Source organism: Bacillus sp. P4_D3 (assembly GCF_056401855.1).
Window position 1 is genome coordinate 1 of record NZ_JBFUIN010000055.1, and the last position, 15,994, is coordinate 15,994.

General features: G+C 37.1%; 15 protein-coding genes. All 15 read left to right on the forward strand.

What is annotated here, in order from left to right; translation table 11 throughout:
- Positions 1–120 precede the first annotated feature (120 nt).
- The 15 genes from AC1DTM_RS10035 to AC1DTM_RS10105 all read left to right on the forward strand — a co-directional run bounded on the left by AC1DTM_RS10035 (position 121) and on the right by AC1DTM_RS10105 (position 15,638).
- Entirely contained in the window at positions 121–1,740 is a 1,620-nt protein-coding gene (locus AC1DTM_RS10035) for an S-layer homology domain-containing protein (RefSeq protein WP_016104072.1), read from the forward strand.
- Positions 1,741–2,597: 857 nt separating this feature from the next.
- Complete coding sequence (locus AC1DTM_RS10040; RefSeq protein WP_002151872.1) at positions 2,598–2,786, forward strand: DUF4177 domain-containing protein; 189 nt, start codon at positions 2,598–2,600, stop codon at positions 2,784–2,786.
- 631 nt (positions 2,787–3,417) lie between these two features.
- Positions 3,418–4,362: a ring-cleaving dioxygenase gene (locus AC1DTM_RS10045; RefSeq protein WP_016104073.1), complete on the forward strand. Its 945-nt coding sequence runs from the start codon at positions 3,418–3,420 to the stop codon at positions 4,360–4,362.
- Positions 4,363–4,417: 55 nt separating this feature from the next.
- Positions 4,418–5,395 carry a ring-cleaving dioxygenase gene (locus tag AC1DTM_RS10050; RefSeq protein WP_070138888.1) on the forward strand — a complete coding sequence of 326 codons (978 nt, stop codon included), beginning with the start codon at positions 4,418–4,420 and terminating at the stop codon, positions 5,393–5,395.
- A gap of 251 nt (positions 5,396–5,646) precedes the next feature.
- Positions 5,647–6,519 carry an alpha/beta fold hydrolase gene (locus tag AC1DTM_RS10055; RefSeq protein WP_016104075.1) on the forward strand — a complete coding sequence of 291 codons (873 nt, stop codon included), beginning with the start codon at positions 5,647–5,649 and terminating at the stop codon, positions 6,517–6,519.
- A gap of 77 nt (positions 6,520–6,596) precedes the next feature.
- On the forward strand, positions 6,597–6,797 hold the full coding sequence (locus AC1DTM_RS10060; protein ID WP_002064098.1) for a sporulation YhaL family protein: 201 nt from the start codon (positions 6,597–6,599) through the stop codon (positions 6,795–6,797).
- A 217-nt stretch (positions 6,798–7,014) separates the two neighbouring features.
- The gene (locus AC1DTM_RS10065) at positions 7,015–8,211 is read left to right on the forward strand and encodes an oxalate decarboxylase family bicupin (RefSeq protein WP_477000202.1); all 1,197 of its coding nucleotides are present in this window, start codon (positions 7,015–7,017) and stop codon (positions 8,209–8,211) included.
- Positions 8,212–8,474: 263 nt separating this feature from the next.
- Positions 8,475–8,924, forward strand: a complete 450-nt coding sequence (locus tag AC1DTM_RS10070; protein WP_078174800.1) for a helix-turn-helix domain-containing protein — start codon at positions 8,475–8,477, stop codon at positions 8,922–8,924.
- A gap of 97 nt (positions 8,925–9,021) precedes the next feature.
- Positions 9,022–9,582 carry a glycerol uptake operon antiterminator GlpP gene (gene glpP / locus AC1DTM_RS10075; protein ID WP_000394293.1) on the forward strand — a complete coding sequence of 187 codons (561 nt, stop codon included), beginning with the start codon at positions 9,022–9,024 and terminating at the stop codon, positions 9,580–9,582.
- 225 nt (positions 9,583–9,807) lie between these two features.
- The gene (gene glpF, locus AC1DTM_RS10080; protein WP_002159020.1) at positions 9,808–10,629 is read left to right on the forward strand and encodes a glycerol uptake facilitator protein GlpF; all 822 of its coding nucleotides are present in this window, start codon (positions 9,808–9,810) and stop codon (positions 10,627–10,629) included.
- A gap of 12 nt (positions 10,630–10,641) precedes the next feature.
- Positions 10,642–12,132 (forward strand): glycerol kinase GlpK, encoded by a 1,491-nt coding sequence (gene glpK, locus AC1DTM_RS10085; RefSeq protein ID WP_002159019.1) that lies wholly within the window; start codon positions 10,642–10,644, stop codon positions 12,130–12,132.
- A 133-nt stretch (positions 12,133–12,265) separates the two neighbouring features.
- Positions 12,266–13,948, forward strand: a complete 1,683-nt coding sequence (gene glpD, locus AC1DTM_RS10090) for an aerobic glycerol-3-phosphate dehydrogenase (RefSeq protein ID WP_002202891.1) — start codon at positions 12,266–12,268, stop codon at positions 13,946–13,948.
- Positions 13,949–14,062: 114 nt separating this feature from the next.
- Positions 14,063–14,395, forward strand: coding sequence for a PadR family transcriptional regulator (locus tag AC1DTM_RS10095; RefSeq protein WP_016104079.1), 333 nt, complete (start codon positions 14,063–14,065; stop codon positions 14,393–14,395).
- Complete coding sequence (locus AC1DTM_RS10100; RefSeq protein WP_477000203.1) at positions 14,388–15,161, forward strand: VanZ family protein; 774 nt, start codon at positions 14,388–14,390, stop codon at positions 15,159–15,161. The genes AC1DTM_RS10095 and AC1DTM_RS10100 overlap by 8 nt, the downstream gene beginning before the upstream one ends.
- Positions 15,162–15,470: 309 nt before the next feature.
- A complete protein-coding gene (locus AC1DTM_RS10105) occupies positions 15,471–15,638 on the forward strand; it encodes a hypothetical protein (RefSeq protein ID WP_016104081.1) in 168 nt (55 codons plus the stop codon).
- The last annotated feature ends 356 nt before the right edge of the window (positions 15,639–15,994 follow it).

Genomic DNA, 15,994 nt, shown 5'->3' on the forward strand with positions numbered 1-15,994 from the left:
ATTATATGCAATGAAAAATGAAAGTGTTATTTTTAGGTTTCTAACTATTATGATTCACATTAAAAGAAGTGCAAGGAGGAAGGTATATCTACTAAAATAGCGAGATATACTAAATTAAACATGAGTATTAGATTTAATAAAAAAGTAGTAGTATTAACAGCCGGACTAACCGTATTATCCTCACCGATGGTATCGATTGCAGAAGAACAACAATCGGTAAATAACCATCAATCCATAAGTGTTCAAGAACAAGCTGTAACTGCCCGACTTCAAGTATCAGACGAACAAGCTTTAAAAAGTATTGAAGAGAGTTTTGAAGGAGTAGACGGACGTGGTGGAGGTACTGTCGATAATAAGAAAGTGGACAGTCTTCAAAGTTCAGAAGGTATTTATGAAGAAACGGGTACATTAACGATCCCTAACAATTCAAATAGAACAAAACGTAGTCTTTCTTTCTCAGCACCTAAAGTTTCTAGTACTATAAATGGCGTTCCATTTACTGAATGGATTGTTCCAGAAGGAAACGATAATATTCGCCCTCAAAACCATATGATTCCAAAGTATATTACAATTCATGAAACTGATAATAAAAGTGTAGGCGCAGGGGCTAAAAACCACGCTCAATATTTATATAACCAAGCAGTAGGGAACACAGACCGGGCTGCATCATGGCACTTTACAGTAGATGATAAAGAGATTTATCAACACTTACCATTAAACGAGAACGGATGGCATGCAGGAGACGGGGATGGTTCAGGTAATAGAGAATCTATTGCAATTGAAATAGCAGTTAACAGCGATGGTGACTACAATAAGGCAGTGGATAACGCCAAGAAACTTGCAGCTTATTTAATGAAAGAAACAGGTGTACCATTAAATAATGTTGTAAAACACCAAAAATGGAGTGGTAAAAACTGTCCTGCTATTATGATTAATAGTGGACAATGGGTTCCATTCGTAAGTGGCGTTGAAGGATATTATAATAAATTTTATCAACCAACAGACGATATAACAGGAGGTTGGTATGAGTCAGCTATTCGTGATTTGAATAGAAGAGGTATTATGGTAGGAGAAGGAAACGGTATTTTTGCACCTAATAGATCCGTAACAAGAGCTGAGTTTGCTCAATTAATCTCTAAGTCTCTAAGTCTCCCAGCTGGAGATGCAACGTTTAAAGACCTAAATGATGCAAATCCAACTTTACGAGATGGTATTAAGCGTACTGCAAGTGTAGGCATCATTTCTGGTAGAGGAGACGGTTATTTTGACCCTAACACACCTATTACAAGGGAAGAAGCAGCAAGCATTGTAAATAGAGCTTTACAGTATAAAGGAATAAATGGGCCATTGGCAAACTTACCATTTGCAGATAAAGATCAAATTATCTATAAAGAAGCTGTACAAAGATTATACGGCTTAGGTATTGTAAAAGGTATGGGGGATAATCTGTATGTCCCTAAAGGAACAACAACTCGTGGTGAAACAGCAGTATTCATTTTAAACATGCTTCAAGTAATTGAAACTGGTAGTGTTCAAAAAGGAATTGGTACGGCTGAAATTAATGGTATTGGGGTAAATGTTCGAAGCGGGGCAGGAGCTGACTACCTTGTTGTTAGAAAAGCAAGCAAAGGTGAAAAAGTTACAGTATACGAAGAAAAGAACGGTTGGTTAAGAATTGGTACAGATGAGTGGATTTATAATGAACCTAGTTACATCGTCTATAAAAAGGATGGAAATTAAATCATACACCCGGCATTTTATTTATTCTCAGGCAATGGAGAGCATTTTCCCCATTGCCTGTTTTTGTGTTGCAGCCTTTTTAATGGTTATATAGAGATTTGAAATGAAGTTGCATACATGTATTCAGTTATATATGATTGTCTTATAGGGATAGTACCCATGTCCATCAACCTCTACAAAAACATACTCAAGAACTATCAAAAATCTTACTTCGTTTGTTTAATTTTTTACAAAAAAACGGAAGGGAATCTCATCGATATGAGAAGAAAACAGTCTTTGATATATTGGGTGTCATGTACAATTGTTTTGTTACTTTCTACAAAAAGAATAGCGTTTTTTTCGTTGTAGGGATACTAATTTACATTAGCTTGATAGCGCCGTGGCATTGCTTTAATCTAGCCAAACAAACGATCTGGATTCTCTAGTATTTGTACACTAACAATCTGGTGAAAATAAATGATTCTGTTTTATAGGACGTGTTTACTTAATTTCCAGTAAAGTGGTTCAAGTCGGAGGAAGGCAGCTTAGGGTGTCTTTTCTTTATGCATTAAAAAGGTATCGACAGCATTCCATAGAAAAAACAAGCTAAGAGTATGCAAGATTTTATACAGTTTTTCGGCTCATTCAGTAACAAACGAGAGCCATAAAACCGCACCAGAATAGGAATGTATAAAAAGATGCATAGAATCATAGAAAAAGACAAAGGCGTATCCCTTGTGAGAGTAAGGGGACGCCTTTGTCTTTGCTACCGATAATGAGACGTTATGTTAACCAAACGTGTATAGAGTATACAGTCAAAAAAGTATAATACATCGCTTCTTCTAAATGGTACAATTAGGAAAAAAGGGGGAGAGAATATGTATGATTACAAATTTGTGAAAGTCGAAATTGATAGATGGAAAGGGCAACCCAAAGAAGATTATAAGCGTATTATTATCGAACATGCTGAGGATGGTTGGGAATTTGTTCAAGTCCTTACTCTAACAATCTCAGGATACACGAGTTCTTTGGAGATTATCTTCAAACGAACCAAAGAACTTCTTTAAAAAATGAAAGAGGTTTGCCTTAAATAACATACAAAAAGAACTGAAATATTTGGGGATCTAATTGTTCTCGATTTAACTTATAAGACAAATAAGCTAATATTAATCAACTTCCAATAACGATAATTATGTAAATGAGCTGTCCATATGGGCAGCTTATTGTATTTTTTGTTTAGTATGGTTCTCTCCGAAATGCTGACGGTACCCCATGCCCATCAAGTTAAAATCTCATACCACCCCCCAGAACGAAAATTTTCTTCGTTTTGGGGAACTACCAATTTCTTAGCTTGATGGCGATGTGACGCTACCCCATATAGAAATTAACGATTCTACACCCTAAAATGTTATTTAACCAAAAAAATATCTCGAATTTGAGATATTTCACTTGCTTTTTAATCACTTGAGATGTAAAGTGATAGTAACGAAAGCAAATGAGTCATATGAAAAACATACACTCAGTTGTTTTCGTCTTACACAGTAAAATAATTTATGAATGAATTCTATCAATGCAGCTTATTTAGTAAAAAACTATGACTAAGCTATAAAAACATAATGAGAATAAATTGAAAAGCTAAGAAGTATATTATTTTTTTAGTTATCACTTGACTAGTAAAATGAAATGGAGGAATCACCGATGTATGAAATTAAAGGGCATCATCACATTTCAATGGTTACGAAAAATGCAAATGAAAATAATCACTTTTATAAAAACGTGCTTGGTTTACGCCGTGTGAAAATGACGGTAAATCAAGATGATCCGTCAATGTATCACTTATTTTACGGAGATAAAACAGGAAGCCCAGGTACGGAATTATCATTTTTTGAAATTCCTTTAGTAGGAAAAACATATCGTGGTACAAATGCAATTACTCGAATTGGATTACTCGTTCCTTCAGAGGACAGTTTGCATTACTGGAAAGCACGATTTGAGGAATTTGATGTGAAACATAGTGAAATGACAACATATGCAAATCGTCCTGCTTTGAAATTTGAGGATGCTGAAGGTCTTCGTTTCGTGCTACTCGTTTCAAATGGGGAAAAAGTTACGCATTGGGAAACGTGGGAGAAATCGGAAGTTCCTGCTGAACATCAAATTCAAGGAATGGGTTCTGTGGAAATGACAGTGCGTAGACTTGATAAAATGGCGAGTACACTTACAGAGATGTTTGGTTATACAGAGGTTAGCCGAAATGACGAAGAAGCAATTTTTCAGTCTATCAAAGGAGAAGCCTTTGGAGAAATAGTTGTGAAATATTTGGACGGTCCTTCTGAAAAACCGGGGCGCGGTAGTATTCACCATTTAGCAATTCGTGTGAAAAACAGTGCAGAGCTTGCCTATTGGGAAGAACAGGTGACACAAAGAGGTTTCCATTCTTCAGGAATTATCGACCGTTTCTATTTTAAAAGCTTATATTTCCGTGAATCAAACGGAATCCTTTTTGAAATTGCGACAGATGGACCAGGATTTACAGTTGATGGAGATGTGGAGCATCTAGGAGAAAAAGTTGATTTACCGCCGTTCTTAGAAGATCAGCGAGAAGAAATTGAAGCGAATTTAGCTCCGATTGAAGAGAAGTAATAGAAGAAAAAATACAACTTTAACATATAAATGAAAACTATTGGAGGAATATAAAATGAACCAATTAAAAGGAATACACCACGTTACAGCGATTACAAGTAGTGCAGAAAAGAACTATGAATTTTTCACTCATGTTTTAGGAATGCGTCTTGTTAAAAAAACAGTAAACCAAGATGATATTCAAACGTACCATTTATTCTTTGCAGATGATAAAGGTAGTGCAGGAACAGATATGACATTCTTTGACTTCCCGGGCGTTCCGAAAGGTGTACACGGGACAAATGAAATTTCAAAGACTTCATTCCGAGTTCCAAGTGATGCAGCATTAGCATATTGGGTGAAACGTTTTGACCGCCTTGAAGTGGAGCATACAGGAATTAAAGAGCAATTCGGTAAGAAAACTCTTTCTTTCGTTGACTTTGATGATCAACACTATCAATTAATCTCTGACGAATTGGATAAAGGGATAGAATCAGGTACACCGTGGCAAAACGGTCCAGTTCCATTAGAATATGCAATTACTGGATTAGGACCTGTATTTATTCGTATCGCGAACTTTAGTTATTTCAAAGAAGTACTAGAAAAAGTTCTATTATTTAAAGAGATTGCTCAAGAAGGAGAATTCTATTTGTTTGAAGTAAACGAAGGTGGAAATGGTGCCTCTGTCATTGTAGAACATAATACGGTTCTTCCTGAAGCACAACAAGGTTTTGGTACAGTGCACCATGCTGCATTCCGCGTAGAGGATCGAGCTGTATTAGAAGAGTGGATTGAGCGACTAAGTCGAGTTGGACTCCCTTCATCTGGTTATGTAAATCGTCACTTCTTTGAGTCATTATACGCAAGAGTTGCGCCGCAAATTTTATTCGAGTTTGCAACAGATGGCCCTGGTTTTATGGGAGATGAGCCATATGAAACGCTTGGAGAGAAATTATCTTTACCTCCGTTCTTAGAGCCAAAGCGTGAAGAAATCGAAAAATTAGTTCGTCCGATTGATACAGTGAGAAGTACTAAGGAATTTATTAAAGAGTAAAAATAGAGATAATAAGTAGAAGAGCAAGTAGTTTTAGCGAATCGCTGGAACTGCTTGTTTTTTTATCATTAAAATAATTGACTTACTTTTAATGCGTAACTATAATGGTTACATAACAACCATCGGTAATAGCAGTGAGTAATATTTTTTTAGTATAATTGTAACTATTTCAGTTACAATTAAAATTAATCATAAAACAACCAAAAAATGTAAAAACTTTAAATAGCAACATGAGAAAGGAGACGGGGATTTTGAAACGGTTTAAGTTTTATATGATTAGCGGTATTGTGCTCGTTTTTTTAGTAGTATGTAACTTCGTCGATAAGCCGATTGCGAAGGTTGAAGAAGTGAAGGATACTGTTATGATGAAGATAAATACGAAAGAGAAGATGGCGCAGATTGATGGACAGACGATTTATTTTAAGCAAATTGGTGAGGGAAAACCGCCTTTACTTATGCTTCATGGGTTTGGTGGTTCTTCAGATGGGTTTAGTGATATTTATCCGGAACTCGCGGGAGATCATACGATTATCGCTGTTGATATTTTAGGGTTTGGGCGTTCTTCTAAGCCGGTTGATTTTCAGTATTCGTTTCCTGCGCAAGTGAATTTATATTATAAGTTAATGAAGAAACTTGGATATGATCAGTTTGCGGTACTTGGTCATTCGATGGGGGGAGAGATGTCCCTTAATTTAGCGTATCTATATCCGGACGCGGTTACCCATCTCGTTTTAGCAGATTCTACAGGGATTGAATCTTTCCAGCAAAAAGAAAGTTATGAAGTGACGCCACTATCGACGGACTTACAAACTGTAACAGAGATTACGGATTATAATAAAAATGAAGTGAAAAATAGTCGTGATGATAAAAAGCATTATGATCAGCTTACGAAAATGAGAGAGCGCCGCATTGCGATGGAAGCGGATAAAATTAAGGTGCCGACTTTAATTATTTGGGGTAGGCACGATAAGAGCGTTCCTTGGAATAATGGTGAGCTGTATCATCAGTTATTTGCAAATAGTACGTTTCATATCATTGAAAAAGGATACCACGCACCGTTCCGTCAAGAGCCAATCGAGTTTATGGAATATGTACAAGCGTTCTTCGCGGAGAATCCACAATGAAATTTTAAGCATAAATCCACTTCTTTCCTCATAAAGTGAAACTAATAAGGCTTGTCTAAGGAAAGGGATGAACGAAAGTGGAAATTTTACCATGGTGGATTTATCTTGTAATCATTGGGATTGTATTGAGTGGCTACATGGTTTTATATACTTCGAAAAAAGAGCAAGAGATGGATAACGATTTTATCGAAAAAGAAGGCGAAGTATATATGAAGCGCTTAGAAGAAGAACGAGAGAAACGGAATCAGGATAGTGATAAAGATTCGGTTTTATTATAATTATGGGAGAGTGGATAACATCTTGTTATCCACTTTTTTATTTCCGGAAATATATCAACGATTCGACATGGAATATCAATTTATTGGCGCAAAAAGACAAGGAGAAACAGGCCTTTTCCCGATTCAACTTAATAGTCACAGTAACCATCCAAAGCCCAATTCATACACTATGATAGAGGCTTTTTACTTAATAGTCAGATGAAAAAGGAGTGTAATGATGAAAAAACGTACTGTTAATGAAACAGGAGGGAGTATACCACAACCAATCCGCAGTGATGGAGCAGGTGCGATTGATTCTGGACCACGTAATGTTATGCGGGATATTCAAAATCCGAATATGCTCGTGCCGCCTATTACGGATGCGGGATTAGTTCCTAACTTGAAATTTTCGTTCTCAGACACTTCTATGATCTTAAAACAAGGTGGGTGGTCTCGGGAGATTACTGTTCGGGAACTTCCGGTTTCGACTACGATTGCTGGGGTAAATATGAGTTTAACGGCCGGTGGGGTGCGTGAACTTCATTGGCATAAGGAAGCGGAATGGGCATATATGCTTTTAGGACGGGCACGAATAACTGCAGTTGATCAAAATGGACGGAATTTTATTGCTGATGTTGGTCCGGGGGATCTTTGGTATTTCCCACCTGGAATTCCGCATTCCATTCAAGGATTGGAACATTGTGAATTTCTACTCGCATTCGATGATGGACACTTTTCTGATTTATCTACCTTAGCTATTTCCGACTGGTTTGCACATACGCCAAAAGAAGTTCTATCGGCTAACTTCGGAGTGCCAGAGAGTGCTTTTAGCTCCATTCCTACAGATCAAGTATATATTTATCAAGGGGAGGTACCGGGTTCGCTTGAGAGCCAGGAAGTTCAGTCGCCAGAAGGAGAAGTTCCTTTAACGTTTAAACATGAACTGTTAAAACAAAAACCGATTAAGACACCTGGTGGTAGCGTTCGAATTGTAGATTCTACGAATTTCCCTATTTCCAAAACAATCGCAGCAGCGCTCGTTGAAATTGAGCCTGGTGGAATGAGAGAGCTTCATTGGCACCCGAATAATGATGAGTGGCAATATTATCTTACCGGGCAAGCGAGGATGACGGTGTTTCTTGGAAATGGTACAGCTCGTACATTTGATTATAGAGCTGGTGATGTCGGATATGTACCGTTTGCGACTGGACACTATATTCAAAACACAGGCAATGAAACATTATGGTTTTTAGAGATGTTTAAAAGTAACCGTTTTGAAGATGTATCGTTAAATCAATGGATGGCACTGACTCCTAAAGAAATAGTGGAAAGTAATGTACATGTTGGATCAGAATTGATGGATTCCTTGCGTAAGGAGAAATGGCCCGTTGTGAAATACCCTGGGTTTTCATATAGTCCGAAAAACGATGGGTAAAAATGAATATTTACGTTATTCTTTCTGGAGAACGATAGGAAGGAATGGCGTATTTTTTATGTCTAGTCCTGTCTTTACTAGTATTCGTTATTTGTATTATTGTTCGGGAAATTATTATAGAAGAAAAGTATATGGAATCTAAATACTGCATAGCGCTATTTTAAAGTGTAACGCACAAGTTGCACAGGCTATGCAACAATAACTAGCTTTACTCTTCATCATTTATTTGACCATACTAGACGTAGAGAGGTGATAAACACAGTATGATTTTTAGTGAACGTTTAAAAGAAGAAAGGGAAAAAAGAAATTGGTCGCAAAATGATTTGGCTGAAAAAATTCATGTAAGTAGGCAGTCTGTTTCGAAATGGGAGACGGGAAAGAACTATCCGAGCATTGAAATTATTATTCATTTAAGTGATCTGTTCGGTATTACAATTGATGAGTTATTGAGGAGTGATGAAGAGTTGACACAGAAGGTAATTGAAGATAGTAAACAATTAGCGTATCCAAAATGGAAGGTGTTTTTTGATAGTCTATTCATGCTGGGAGTATTTTTGTTTATTACAAAAATCGTTGTATGGATGGTAAATAAGTTTGCAGGAGCAAGCATTACAATTGTCGCAGATGCACCATATGTAATGAATTTTTTACCCCTCATATTAATGGTTATAGGTGGTACGGTTTCTGATAAGTTGAAGAAAATATATAGATAAGAGAAAGATTTGTAAGAAATCCCCTACACTAGCTGTTCTTTTCACTTAAATTGTGTACTATAAAGGATAGGATGATATAAAGAAGGGGACATTTAGAATGGAATTTCATGAACAGAAGATATTGCCGGCAGTGAGGCAAATTAAAGATTTGGAAAAGCTATTACATAGTTCGTATGAGTATATTGTTATTTTAGATATTCATGTTGGTCAATTGAAGAGTGTTGTGTCACTCGCGAAGCAGCATAATAAAAAAGTATTTTTACATGTTGATTTGATCCATGGATTACAAAGTGATGGGCATGCGACGGAGTTTTTATGCCAAGAATATAAACCGTACGGGTTATTATCGACAAAGGCGAGCGTAATTATGAAGGCGAAGCAAAAAGGTGTCGTCTCCATTCAACGCATCTTTTTAATTGATTCTAGCGCAATGGAAAAGAGCTGTAATTTACTAGAAAAGACGAAGCCGGATTATATAGAGGTGCTTCCTGGTGCGTTAACGGGTGTCATTGCTGAGGTGAAAGAGCGTACAGGTGTACCGATTTTAGCAGGTGGTTTTATTCGAACTGTAGAAGACGTTGAAAGAGCGTTAAATGCTGGTGCGACAGCAATTACGACATCGAAAAAAGAATTATGGAAACATTACCAAAAAAAGTGACGGAAATGTGAAATAATTCTGTTGACACCGCTTTCATTAGAGGTTAACATTATAGACAAGTTAATAAACGTGACGGAGAAAAGAAGAGATCCACATTTTATTGTTTCTATATATTATATAGAAGCATGTAAGCTGTGGATCTTTTTCTTTTGAAAAAAAACGAATGGCCATTCATTTTACCTCTATCGCATTTGAAAACGTTAAAATTGATAGTGGAGGGATACTATGTCAGCATTTTTAGGAGAGTTAATAGGGACTGCGTTGTTAATCTTACTTGGTGGCGGTGTTTGCGCTGGTGTAAGTTTAAAGAAATCGTTTGCGAAAGATTCTGGTTGGATTGTAATTACAATGGGCTGGGGCTTAGCGGTAGCGATGGCAGCGTATGCAGTTGGATCAATTAGTGGGGCACATTTGAATCCGGCTTTAACGATAGGACTTGCTTTTAAGGGAGCGTTCCCATGGAGTGACGTACCTATGTATATCGCAGCACAAATGATTGGGGCAATTATCGGGGCAGTTCTCGTATATTTACATTACTTACCACACTGGAAAGAAACAGAAGATCCAGGAACAAAGTTAGGCGTATTTGCAACAGGTCCAGCAATTCCGAACACATTTACAAACCTTTTAAGTGAAATGATTGGAACATTCGTTTTAGTATTTGGTATATTAGCAATTGGAGCAAATAAATTTGCAGATGGTTTAAATCCATTTATCGTAGGTTTCTTAATTGTAAGTATTGGTTTATCATTAGGTGGAACAACAGGATACGCAATCAACCCGGCTCGTGATTTAGGCCCGCGTATTGCACACTTCTTCCTTCCGATTGCAGGAAAGGGCGGTTCAAACTGGAAGTATGCATGGATTCCAGTAGTTGGTCCGATTCTAGGTGGATCACTTGCAGGATTATTCCATCAAGTTGTATTTGAAGGAAAACAAAATTCAGCACTTATTTATGTGATTATTGCAACTGTGATTGTACTAGCAATCTCTTATATGACAAGTAAAAAAAGTGAAACTACTACAAATAGTAGAAAAGTAGCATAGGGGGAAACTGATATGAAAAAATATATTCTTTCATTAGACCAAGGAACAACAAGCTCACGCGCAATTCTTTTCAATAAAGAAGGAAAAATCGTTCATTCAGCTCAAAAAGAGTTTACGCAACATTTTCCAAAGCCAGGCTGGGTTGAGCATAATGCACAAGAAATTTGGGGATCTATTTTAGCAGTTATCGCAACTTGCTTAAGCGAAGCAGATGTGAAGCCAGAACAAATCGCTGGTATCGGTATTACGAACCAACGTGAAACAGCGGTTGTATGGGATAAAACGACTGGAAAACCAATTTATAACGCAATCGTATGGCAATCTCGTCAAACAGTTGAAATTTGTGATGAGTTAAAAGAAAAAGGTTATAGCGAGATGGTTCGCGAAAAAACAGGTCTTTTAATTGACGCATACTTCTCTGGTACGAAAGTAAAATGGATTTTAGACAACGTTGAAGGTGCAAGAGAAAAAGCGGAAAACGGCGAGTTATTATTCGGAACAATTGATACATGGCTTGTATGGAAATTGTCTGGCGGGAAAGCGCACGTAACAGATTACTCAAATGCATCACGTACATTAATGTTTAACATTCACGACTTACAGTGGGATGATAAACTTCTAGACATGTTAACAGTACCAAAGAGCATGCTTCCAGAAGTACGTCAATCATCTGAAATATATGGAGAAACAATTGATTACCACTTCTTCGGTCAAAATGTACCGATTGCAGGTGTAGCTGGTGACCAGCAAGCAGCATTATTTGGACAAGCTTGTTTCGGTGAAGGTATGGCGAAGAATACTTATGGGACTGGTTGCTTCATGTTAATGAACACAGGCGAAAAAGCAGTAGCTTCTGAGCATGGCCTATTAACAACAATTGCATGGGGTTTAGATGGTAAAGTGAATTACGCATTAGAAGGAAGTATTTTCGTAGCAGGTTCTGCAATTCAGTGGTTACGTGACGGAATGCGCATGTTTAAAGATGCGAGTGAGAGTGAAGTGTATGCTAGCCGTGTTGAATCAACTGAAGGTGTATACATAGTACCAGCATTCGTAGGATTAGGTACACCGTACTGGGATAGTGAAGTACGCGGCGCTATGTTTGGTGTAACGCGCGGTACGACGAAGGAGCATTTCATTCGTGCAACGCTAGAATCTTTAGCATACCAAACGAAAGATGTACTATGCGCGATGGAAGCAGATTCAGGTATTGAACTGAATACATTACGCGTTGATGGCGGGGCAGTTAAGAATAACTTCTTAATGCAGTTCCAAAGCGATATGTTAGACGTTCCTGTAGAGCGTCCAGTGATCAGTGAAACGACAGCTTTAGGTGCAGCATACTTAGCTGGTCTTGCGGTTGGGTATTGGAAAAACCAAGATGAAATTAAAGCGCAGTGGAATATGGATAAACGCTTTACACCGGCAATGGAAGCGGAAACAAGCGAAGAGCTATATGCTGGATGGAAAAAGGCAATTGAAGCAACTAAAGCTTTCAAATAATCATAAACAGTGTTATAATGATGACAAGTTAATAATTCGGTAGGAGATTTGGAGAGACCACAACACGCTATAGAGGCGAAATCTATAGCGGAGTTCGTGGTCTCTTTTTTCGTTATCAAAGGGAGGAATTACCATGAAATTTTCAAGTAAACAACGTAAAGACGTATTAAACGGAGTAAATAAACAAGAGTTAGATGTGATCGTAATTGGTGGAGGTATTACTGGTTCTGGTATTGCATTAGATGGGGCAACACGCGGTTTATCAACAATTGTGTTTGAAATGCAGGACTTTGCAGCAGGTACATCAAGTCGTTCAACGAAACTTGTACACGGCGGTTTACGTTATTTAAAACAACTTGAAGTGAAAATGGTAGCAGAGGTGGGGAAAGAGCGTGCGATCGTATATGAGAACGGTCCCCATGTAACAACACCGGAGTGGATGTTACTTCCGTTCCATACAGGCGGCACGTTCGGGTCATTTAGTACATCAATTGGTCTTCGTGTATACGACTTCTTAGCAGGTGTAAAACGAAGCGAGCGCAGAAAGATGTTTAACCGTGAAGAAACGCTAAATAAAGAGCCTCTTGTAAAACAAGAAGGATTAAAAGGCGGCGGTTACTACGTAGAATATCGTACAGACGATGCGCGTCTTACAATTGAAGTAATGAAAGAAGCGATTGAACACGGTGCGAAAGCTGTTAACTACGCAAAAGTAGACAGTTTCTTATATAAAGATGGAAAAGTATGCGGTGTACGTGTAATCGATTTACTAGACGGAGAAGTGTACGAAGTTTACGGTAAGAAAATTGTAAACGCAGCTGGTCCTTGGGTAGATACACTTCGTGAAAAAGATAACTCTAAAAAAGGGAAAGTACTTCAATTATCAAAAGGTGTGCATTTAGTAATTGACCAAAAACGTTTCCCATTAGGGCAAGCGATTTACTTTGATACACCAGATAAACGTATGGTGTTCGCGATTCCTCGCGAAGGAAAAACGTACGTAGGTACAACAGATACGTTCTATGATAAAGACGCAGCTGTACCGCACATGACAACAGAAGATCGCACATACATCATTAATGCGATTAACTACATGTTCCCAAGCGTGAAAATTACGGAAAAAGATGTGGAATCAAGCTGGGCTGGTGTACGTCCGTTAATTTACGAAGAAGGTAAAAACGCATCTGAAATTTCTCGTAAAGATGAAATTTGGACTTCTGAATCTGGTTTAATTACAATCGCAGGTGGTAAATTAACAGGATACCGCAAAATGGCTGAAATGGTAGTAGACTACGTAACGAATCTATTACAAAAAGAAGGACATAGCGCATATCCGAAGAGCGATACGAAACATATGCCAATCTCTGGTGGTCATGTAAGTGGTTCACACGGATTCTCAGCATTTATCGCGAAAAAAGCAGGAGAAGGTACGAAATATGGTTTAACGACAGCTCAAGCTGAAGAATTTGCGAAATTCTACGGCTCTAACGTTGACGTACTGTTCGACTTAGCGAAAAAACATAAAGACGAAGCGAAAGAATACAACATGCCGTTAGATGTTCTTATCCCGCTTGTATACGCAATGGATTACGAAATGACAGCAAAACCAGTTGACTTCTTCGTACGCCGCAGAGGCGCTGTATTCTTCAACATCCACTGGGTATACGAGTGGAAAGAAGCAGTAATCAACTACATGGCTGCAAAACTAGGCTGGAGCAAAGAAGAGCAAATGAAATACACAGCTGAACTAGAAAAAGCATTAACAGACGCTGTAATTCCTGTAGATCAACAAGAACAAGCAGCTGCGTTAGCATAAAATAGAAAACCACCTGAAGGGGAGCCTTTAGGTGGTTTTTTTATGGGTTATTTTTCTAACTATGTTGCATAACGACATATGTTGTTATACGATGTATATAAGGGGGTGGTATTGTTGGACAAAGAAATCTTGAAGGGAAGTATAGATATTTTATTACTTTCTATCATTGCAAAACGTGATACATATGGATATGAAATAGCTCAAAGTTTAAAGGATGCAAGTGAAGATTTGTATAGTATGGGGCAGGGAACTTTGTATCCAGCTTTAAAGCGATTAGAAAAAAAGGAATTTCTTGAATCTTATTGGAATCAATCTGAGAATGGGATGAAAAGGAAATTTTATACTATTACAAGTAAAGGGAAAAAAGAATTGCAGAAGAAAGTGAACTCTTGGGAGCGTGTAACATCATTAATTCAAGCTTGTCAGAAAGGAGTTATTTATGAGTGAATTTGATGAGTATATTAAGTCCATTTTAGCTTATTCAGAACTTAGTAATATTGAGCAGGATGAGCTATTTCTAGAAATGTATGATCACTTGAACAGCTTGAAAGAAGAATATATGGAACAAGGTATGAACGAAAAAGAAGCGGTGTATAAAGCGATTCAAAGTTTTGGTGAATCAAAAGTTATTGGTTTAGGGATTAATCAATCGGTATACGAAGTTCCTAGGCCATTAAAGGTAGTATCAAAAATTTTATGTATTCCTTATATAATGATTTGTTTTATTGTCTTTTTAGGAGCGTTTATTTCAACTTCTACATTTGACTCTATTCGTAGTTTGACAGGTGGAACTGTCTATCGTCCTATTGAATTTTGGCAGCAATTTTTACATATATCTGATTTAGAAACGCTGTTACAACTTTTTGGAATAACACTTTGGCAAATTAAAGATTTTATTGCGCATCCGGGTCTATGGGGAAACTCAACTTATTGGTTAATCGTTTTACAACATATAATATTGTTAGTTCCATTTGGATTTTTCGTTCCAGTGTTGATTAATAAAGTGACTAACTATAAGAAAGCTTGTAAGTGGTATGTTATGGCCTTTCTTGCTTGGGAGTTATTACATTTACTAACTTTATCTGATGTTTTTGATGTGTGGYGGATTGCTATAAATATGATCGGTGCATCGATAGGATATCTTTTATTTATAAGCATGATACAAATGGATAATAAATTTAGGGTTATGCGCAAGAAGATATTTGAAAATTAACTTGCTATCATGTAGTTAAAATTATATAAATTTAGTTCGGTGGTAATAGAGTATCATTGAAAACATAGGTATTATGTAGTGAGCCGATTTTTTATACTCGTAATAGGTGTTGGTAGTTGTTTATTCATACTGTTATGAAATTGTTGTATAATCTGTCTTTATTGGCGCCATAAATGATGATAGCGTCGAAATGAAATACACAGCTGAACTAGAAAAAGCATTAACAGACGCTGTAATTCCTGTAGATCAACAAGAACAAGCAGCTGCGTTAGCGTAAAATAGAGAACCACCTGAAGGAGGAGCCTTTAGGTGGTTTTTTTATGGGCTATTCAGATGTTTGTGGATTCATTATATGACGTTTCTAGGGTGGGGCGTTTGAATCATAGCCATCTTTATAAGGGTGAAATTATTAAGAACGTAGAGATTGAATTGGATGATTATATGTGGGAATGTATCAATCCTAATATGGGCGGATGAAAATCAAACAAAAGTGTTAGTTAAATTAAAAAAGCAGTTAGCTTTTGCTAGCTGCTTCACTCCCTAGAGAGTGTCCGTTATATAATTTAGATAAAGATACTAGCTATTAAAAATATAGCTCCTATCAAAATTAGAGAATCAAATAAAATCAGGAACTGGCTTCTCTGTGGCTTTCGAAATTCCTTTATTAAGCTAAAAACTGCACTCATTCCGAAACAGATGTATAACAAAATCATTATTGTTTCTGACACACTTAACACTCCTAATATATTGATAATTTAATTATACAACGAAAAACAGATGCATGTAAGTTTTTGACAAAATTCTTATTTGGAGTGATTTTATAAATAGAATTT

What these genes read in the sequence shown, in the direction of transcription:
- AC1DTM_RS10035 (WP_016104072.1), top strand. Translation starts at nt 121, where the DNA reads ATGAGTATTAGATTTAATAAAAAAGTAGTAGTATTAACAGCCGGACTA.
- AC1DTM_RS10040 (WP_002151872.1), top strand. Translation starts at nt 2,598, where the DNA reads ATGTATGATTACAAATTTGTGAAAGTCGAAATTGATAGATGGAAAGGG.
- AC1DTM_RS10045 (WP_016104073.1), top strand. Translation starts at nt 3,418, where the DNA reads ATGTATGAAATTAAAGGGCATCATCACATTTCAATGGTTACGAAAAAT.
- AC1DTM_RS10050 (WP_070138888.1), top strand. Translation starts at nt 4,418, where the DNA reads ATGAACCAATTAAAAGGAATACACCACGTTACAGCGATTACAAGTAGT.
- AC1DTM_RS10065 (WP_477000202.1), top strand. Translation starts at nt 7,015, where the DNA reads ATGAAAAAACGTACTGTTAATGAAACAGGAGGGAGTATACCACAACCA.
- AC1DTM_RS10070 (WP_078174800.1), top strand. Translation starts at nt 8,475, where the DNA reads ATGATTTTTAGTGAACGTTTAAAAGAAGAAAGGGAAAAAAGAAATTGG.
- glpP (WP_000394293.1), top strand. Translation starts at nt 9,022, where the DNA reads ATGGAATTTCATGAACAGAAGATATTGCCGGCAGTGAGGCAAATTAAA.
- glpF (WP_002159020.1), top strand. Translation starts at nt 9,808, where the DNA reads ATGTCAGCATTTTTAGGAGAGTTAATAGGGACTGCGTTGTTAATCTTA.
- glpK (WP_002159019.1), top strand. Translation starts at nt 10,642, where the DNA reads ATGAAAAAATATATTCTTTCATTAGACCAAGGAACAACAAGCTCACGC.
- glpD (WP_002202891.1), top strand. Translation starts at nt 12,266, where the DNA reads ATGAAATTTTCAAGTAAACAACGTAAAGACGTATTAAACGGAGTAAAT.